Annotated in this window: 7 protein-coding genes; 5 read left to right on the forward strand and 2 right to left on the reverse strand. The window is 60.1% G+C overall.

Annotated elements, in window-relative coordinates; genetic code table 11:
* The 5 genes from QZ517_RS19335 to cobF all read left to right on the forward strand — a co-directional run.
* Positions 1–424 (forward strand): cobalamin biosynthesis protein (locus QZ517_RS19335; protein WP_294230450.1); only part of this gene is annotated, 424 nt, incomplete at its 5' end.
* Complete coding sequence (gene cobM / locus QZ517_RS19340) at positions 421–1,215, forward strand: precorrin-4 C(11)-methyltransferase (RefSeq protein ID WP_294230453.1); 795 nt, start codon at positions 421–423, stop codon at positions 1,213–1,215. The genes QZ517_RS19335 and cobM, both read left to right, overlap by 4 nt.
* A 6-nt stretch (positions 1,216–1,221) precedes the next feature.
* Complete coding sequence (locus tag QZ517_RS19345; RefSeq protein ID WP_294230455.1) at positions 1,222–2,541, forward strand: cobyrinate a,c-diamide synthase; 1,320 nt, start codon at positions 1,222–1,224, stop codon at positions 2,539–2,541.
* Positions 2,538–3,260 carry a uroporphyrinogen-III C-methyltransferase gene (gene cobA, locus QZ517_RS19350; protein ID WP_294230458.1) on the forward strand — a complete coding sequence of 241 codons (723 nt, stop codon included), beginning with the start codon at positions 2,538–2,540 and terminating at the stop codon, positions 3,258–3,260. The genes QZ517_RS19345 and cobA overlap by 4 nt, the downstream gene beginning before the upstream one ends.
* Complete coding sequence (gene cobF, locus QZ517_RS19355; RefSeq protein WP_294230461.1) at positions 3,257–4,012, forward strand: precorrin-6A synthase (deacetylating); 756 nt, start codon at positions 3,257–3,259, stop codon at positions 4,010–4,012. Before cobA ends, cobF begins: the two co-directional genes overlap by 4 nt.
* Here the strand turns inward: cobF and QZ517_RS19360 are convergent.
* On the reverse strand, positions 4,009–5,154 hold the full coding sequence (locus QZ517_RS19360) for an iron-containing alcohol dehydrogenase (protein WP_294230465.1): 1,146 nt from the start codon (positions 5,152–5,154) through the stop codon (positions 4,009–4,011). The genes cobF and QZ517_RS19360 overlap by 4 nt on opposite strands.
* 93 nt (positions 5,155–5,247) lie before the next feature.
* A partial coding sequence (locus tag QZ517_RS19365; protein ID WP_294230467.1) for an aldehyde dehydrogenase family protein occupies positions 5,248–5,810 on the reverse strand: 563 nt, incomplete at its 5' end.

Below are 5,810 nucleotides of genomic sequence, written 5' to 3' on the forward strand. Positions count from 1 at the left end.
TGGGCCGCAAGCGGGGCTGGAAATCCAGCTTTCCCATCGTGCAATGGAGTGTGCAGAAATGATCGTCGCCGGCTTTGGATTTCGCGCCTCTGCCACAGAGGACAGCCTGCGGGATGCGTTGGCGCTGACAGCTGTTGCCCATGTCGACGCCATTGCCACACCAACGGACAAGGCGCATAGCTCCACCCTGCAAGCCTTTGCGAAGGCTCAAAATTTACCCATTTTGGAAATTGGTGCACGTAAAATGCAAACCATGCAAACGCTGACTCAATCCGCCAAGGTTCGCGAAAAACGCGGCACCGGCTCGGTGGCCGAAGCTTGCGCTCTGGCTGCACTCACTGCTGATGCCACCCTGACCACCCCGCGTGTCGTGTCCGCCGACCGCCTTGCCACCTGCGCCATCGCGCAAGGAGAGCCTTTATGACTGTTCACTTCATTGGTGCAGGCCCCGGTGCTGCCGACCTGCTGACCCTGCGTGGCCGCGACCTGATCGCCGCCTGCCCGGTCTGCCTCTACGCAGGCTCTTTGGTGCCTGAGGCCATATTATCTCACTGCCCAGACAACGCCCGCGTGATCAACACTGCCTCTCTGGACCTCGACGCCATCGTGGCCGAGTGCAAAGCCGCGCATGACGCGGGCCAAGACGTCGCCCGCCTGCATTCCGGCGACCTGTCGGTTTGGTCCGCCATGGGCGAACAAATCCGCCGCCTGAAAGCCGAGGGCATTCCCGTGTCTGTCACTCCTGGGGTACCTAGCTTTGCCGCTGCCGCAGCCGCTTTGCAAACTGAGCTGACCCTGCCCGGCTTGGCGCAATCGGTTGTGCTGACTCGTACCCCGGGTCGCGCCTCGACCATGCCCGAGGGCGAAACCCTCACCAATTTTGCCACCACCGGCGCAACCCTTGCAATCCACCTGTCGATTGGCAATCTGGACAATGTGATTGCAGACCTCGCGCCTGCCTACGGCGCAGATTGTCCCGTGGCCGTAGTCTACCGCGCCAGTTGGCCAGACCAACAGGTCATCCGCACCACCTTGGCCACACTTAAAAATGATGTAACCGAGAACATCACCCGCACCGCGCTGATCCTTGTGGGGCCCGCACTGGCAGGCGAAGGCTTTGACGAAAGCTGCCTCTACGCTTCCGAATATGACCGCCGATACCGCCCGCAGACCGCAGACAGCCCATGGTCAAGCTGGCAACATGGCGACGACTAAAGAGAGATGACTGACATGACTATGCCTCCCGGAATTCTGATCTCCGCGCCATCCTCTGGCACCGGCAAAACCACGGTGATGCTCGGGCTTCTGCGTGCGCTTGCCGAAGACGGCCTCAAGGTCCAGCCGTTCAAGTCCGGCCCGGATTACATCGATCCGGCCTTCCACCATGCGGCTGCGCGCCGTCCGGCCTTCAACCTCGACACTTGGGCCATGCCGCCCGCACTCGCTGGCGGCATATCCGAGCAAGCGCAAGGCGCCGACATCGTTGTCGCCGAAGGTTCCATGGGCCTTTTTGACGGCGTCGCCACCCGTGGGGAAAACGGCTTTGGCAGTTCAGCAGAAACCGCCCTTATGATGGGCTGGCCGGTGGTTCTGGTGATCGACGTGGGTGGTCAGGCGCAATCCGCTGCGGCCACTGCGTTGGGGTTCAAAACCTACAATCCCGACCTGCCCTTTGCAGGCGTGATCCTCAACCGCTGCGCCTCACCACGCCACGAACGCCTCGCCCGACTAGGCATGGACAAGGCGGGGGTCAACGTGCTGGGCGTGTTGCCCCGCCGTGGCGATCTTGCACTGCCCGAGCGCCACCTCGGCCTCATCCAAGCGGTGGAACATCCTGATCTTGAAGAGGCGATCAATGGCTACGCGGAGTTTCTGCGCGAGCACGTCGACCTCGACGCCATCAAAGCGGCCGCCCGGGCCGGCGAAGCCAAATTCGGCACTCTGCCCAAACCGCCTGCACAGCGCATTGCCTTGGCGCGTGACGCGGCTTTTAGCTTCACCTACCCGCACCTGTTGACCGGCTGGCGCGACGCTGGCGCAGAAATCCTGCCGTTCTCTCCGCTTGCCGACGAAGCGCCTGATCCAGGTGCGGATATGGTCTGGCTACCCGGCGGCTATCCGGAACTGCACGCTGGCAAACTGGCCGCCAATCAAACCTATCTCACGGGTCTGCGCAATCACGCACAAACCAAACCGGTGCACGGAGAATGCGGAGGCTACATGGCCCTAGGCACCGCGTTGATCGACAAAGAAGGTACGCGCCACGAGATGGCCGGCCTGCTGGGCCTTGTGACCTCTTATGAGAAGCGCAAATTCCACCTTGGCTACCGTCAAGCCACACTTAACGCCCCGATGCTGGGCTTTGACACTGGCGCGCGCTTGCGTGGCCACGAATTCCACTACACCACCATTTTGGAAGAACCCGATGAGCCGCTGGCCCAGGTCGGCGACGCGGACGGCAATCCTGTGCCTGAAACGGGTTCCATCAAAGGCCATGTCACTGGCACTTTCTTCCATCTGATCGCAGAGGCCACCTCATGAGCGGATTTGTCAGCTTTGTCAGCTCCGGCCCCGGCGACCCCGAACTATTGACGCTCAAGGCCGTAGACCGCCTTGGCAAAGCCGAAGCGGTGTTGTTTGACGACCTGTCCTCCGGCCCCATCCTGGAGCACGCCAACAAAGAGGCTGATCTGGTGGGGGTAGGCAAACGCGCTGGCCGCCCTTCGCCAAAACAAGACCACGTCAGCCAGCTCTTGGTGGACTATGCCAAGACCGGTGCTCGCGTGGTGCGCCTCAAGTCTGGTGACAGTGGCATCTTTGGCCGTTTAGAAGAAGAAATCACTGCTCTCAAAGAGAACGGCATCGACTTTGAAATCATCCCCGGTGTGACCTCCGCCAGCGCGGCGGCGGCAGCAGCACGCATCCCCCTCACCCGCCGCCTTGTGGCGCGACGGGTGCAGTTTGTGACCGGCCATGACGTGGCGGGCGCCCTGCCCGGTGATCTGCACCTGCAATCGCTAATCGACCCCGGTGCGACAACAGTTTTGTTCATGCCCAAACGGACCTTCCCGGAACTGGCCGAAAAGCTCTTTGCCTCGGGCCTGCGCCGTGACTGCCCTGCGCTTCTTGCGGAAAACGTTTCCCACCCGGATCAAACCCTGACCCGCACCACCATGGAAGCCTTGGCCGAGCAGCTCAATAACGAGATCACCAAAGCCCCCGGCATCATCCTCTTTGGCGAATTGGCGGAAAGCAAATGATCCAACTGTCTCTGGTGGGCATTGGCTCCGGCAATCCAGATCACCTCACGCTTCAAGCCATCAAAACGTTGGAAAGCGCCGACGTCATCCTGTTGCCACGCAAAGGGGGTGAGAAAACCGAGCTGGCCAACTTGCGCCGGATGATTGCCAGCGAACTGCTCACCACATCGCCAAATATTGTCGAATTTGACTATCCGGTGCGTGACGCCAACACGCCGAAGTATCTTGACGGCGTGAACACTTGGCACGACGCGCTTGCTGCGATCTGGCAGGACCTCATCTCTACTCATGTGCCGAATGACGGCACTGTCGCTCTAATGGTCTGGGGCGACCCTTCCCTGTACGACAGCACGCTCCGCATTGCTGACCGTCTGATCGAGCGTGGCATCGACCTCAACGTGCATGTCATCCCGGGCATCACCTCGCTGCAAATGCTGACGGCGGCCCACGCAATCCCGCTTAACACCCTCGGTGGTGCCGTGCAGATCACCACAGGCCGCAAATTGCGGGACGACGGCTGGCCTGAAGACACCCCCACAGTGGCAGTGATGCTGGACGGCGAGTGTTCCTTCCAAAGCTTGGAAGGCGACGGCATTCACATCTGGTGGGGCGGCTATGTGGGCATGGACCAGCAGATCCTGATCGAAGGCCCGCTGTCTGAGGTCTCCCCCCAAATCGTAAAGGCCCGCGCGGATGCACGGGCCTCTAACGGGTGGATTATGGACATCTATCTGCTGCGCAAAAGCGCTTAGATCGTTGTCTCAAACAGCGCGGTCAAGTTGGCTTCGGTCAACTCAACCGGGTTGCCGCCACAAGACGGGTCAATCAACGCGCCTTTCACCAGCTCCGGAATTGCCTCGGAAGTCACGCCAAGGTCAGAGAGTTTGCGTGGGATGCCCATGCTGTCGTTGAAGCCCTGCACAAAGGCACGGAAGCCGTCGTAGCCACCTTCAATGCCCAAGTAGCTCGCCGCGCGGTCAAACCGTTCGGTGATCACTGGCGCGTTCAGGTCCAACACGGCAGGCATACAGACCGCATTGGTGGTGCCGTGGTGGGTGTTGAACATCGCGCCTACCGGATGGCTCATCGCATGGATCGCGCCAAGGCCCTTTTGGAACGCCGTGGCCCCCATCATCGCCGCGCTCATCATCTGCGCCCGCGCTTCGATGTCACGACCGTCCGCATAGGCGCGTGGCAGGTTCTCGATCACCAGCTTCATGCCCTCGAGCGCAATGCCCTGGCTCATCGGATGGTAGTGCGGGCTTGAGTACGCTTCCACGCAATGCGCAAACGCGTCCAAACCAGTGCCCGCAGTAATGAACTGTGGCATGCCCACGGTCAGCTCTGGATCACAGATCACCACTGCCGGAAGCACCTTCGGGTGGAAGATGATCTTCTTGGCGTGGGTGACGCTGTTGGTGATCACGCTGGCGCGGCCCACTTCAGATCCGGTGCCAGCCGTGGTTGGCACCGCCACAATCGGCGCAATGCCCTCTGGGTCGGCACGGGTCCACCAATCATCAATGTCTTCAAAATCCCAAACCGGGCGGGATTGGCCAGACATAAAGGCAACCATTTTACCAAGATCAAGGCCAGAGCCACCACCAAAGGCAATCACCCCATCGTGGCCTCCAGCGCGATAGGCTTCTACACCTGCAGTCAGGTTGATCTCATTCGGGTTTGGGTCCACCTCAGAAAACAGCCCCCGGCCCAGCCCTGCGGCCTCCATCAAGTCCAAGGTTGCCACTGTAATTGGCAGGTTTGCCAAGCCTTTATCGGTCACCAACAAAGGTTTTTTCATGCCGGCCTGGGCGCAGGCTTCTGCCAATTCCCCAATGCGGCCAGCACCAAATCGGATCGCGGTCGGATATGACCAGTTTCCAGTGAGTGTCATTGTTCTTCCTCAAAAAGTGGATGCCGGGACATTCTGTCTCCGGCACCCGGCTTACCTGTCCTCAAGCGCACATGCTGAGAACAGATCCCATGATTACACAGTCACCTTTTTCAGGTGATAGCTCTTAGGTCGCGTAAGGTTCTGATACCCAATCACTGACAACCCACCACCGCGCCCGGTGTTTTTGCACCCGGTCCAGCACAGGCTGGGATCCAGGTAATCGGCTCGGTTCATAAACACCGTGCCGGTCTCAATTTCATTGCCGACCCGCTCTGCGCGGTCCACGTCCGTGGTCCACAGAGACGCAGTCAGGCCAAATTCGCTGTCGTTCATCAGTGCAATGGCTTCCGCGTCAGAGGACACCTTCATGATGCCGACAACCGGGCCAAAGCTCTCATCCTGCATCACCCGCATGTCGTGGGTCACATCAGTCAGGATCTGTGGCGTCAGGTAGGCCCCACCGTCATCCTCAGCAAAGGTCTCGATCTGCGCGGTAGCGCCTGCTTCCAGCGCTTCAGCAATTTGTGCGCGCACCTCATTGGCAAAACGCACATTGGCCATGGGACCAATCGTTGTGGCTTCGTCCATCGGATTGCCCAGCTTGTAGCCTTTGACAATCGCCACCGCTTTGGCAACAAATTCCTCATAGAGGCTCT

The sequence above is a fragment of the uncultured Shimia sp. genome, from assembly GCF_913054185.1.
Classification (GTDB): domain Bacteria; phylum Pseudomonadota; class Alphaproteobacteria; order Rhodobacterales; family Rhodobacteraceae; genus Shimia.

Bases quoted from the DNA above. Each gene is read 5' to 3' on its own strand.
- cobM (WP_294230453.1), top strand. From the start codon at position 421: ATGACTGTTCACTTCATTGGTGCAGGCCCCGGTGCTGCCGACCTGCTG.
- QZ517_RS19345 (WP_294230455.1), top strand. From the start codon at position 1,222: ATGACTGACATGACTATGCCTCCCGGAATTCTGATCTCCGCGCCATCC.
- cobA (WP_294230458.1), top strand. From the start codon at position 2,538: ATGAGCGGATTTGTCAGCTTTGTCAGCTCCGGCCCCGGCGACCCCGAA.
- cobF (WP_294230461.1), top strand. From the start codon at position 3,257: ATGATCCAACTGTCTCTGGTGGGCATTGGCTCCGGCAATCCAGATCAC.
- QZ517_RS19360 (WP_294230465.1), bottom strand. From the start codon at position 5,154: ATGACACTCACTGGAAACTGGTCATATCCGACCGCGATCCGATTTGGT.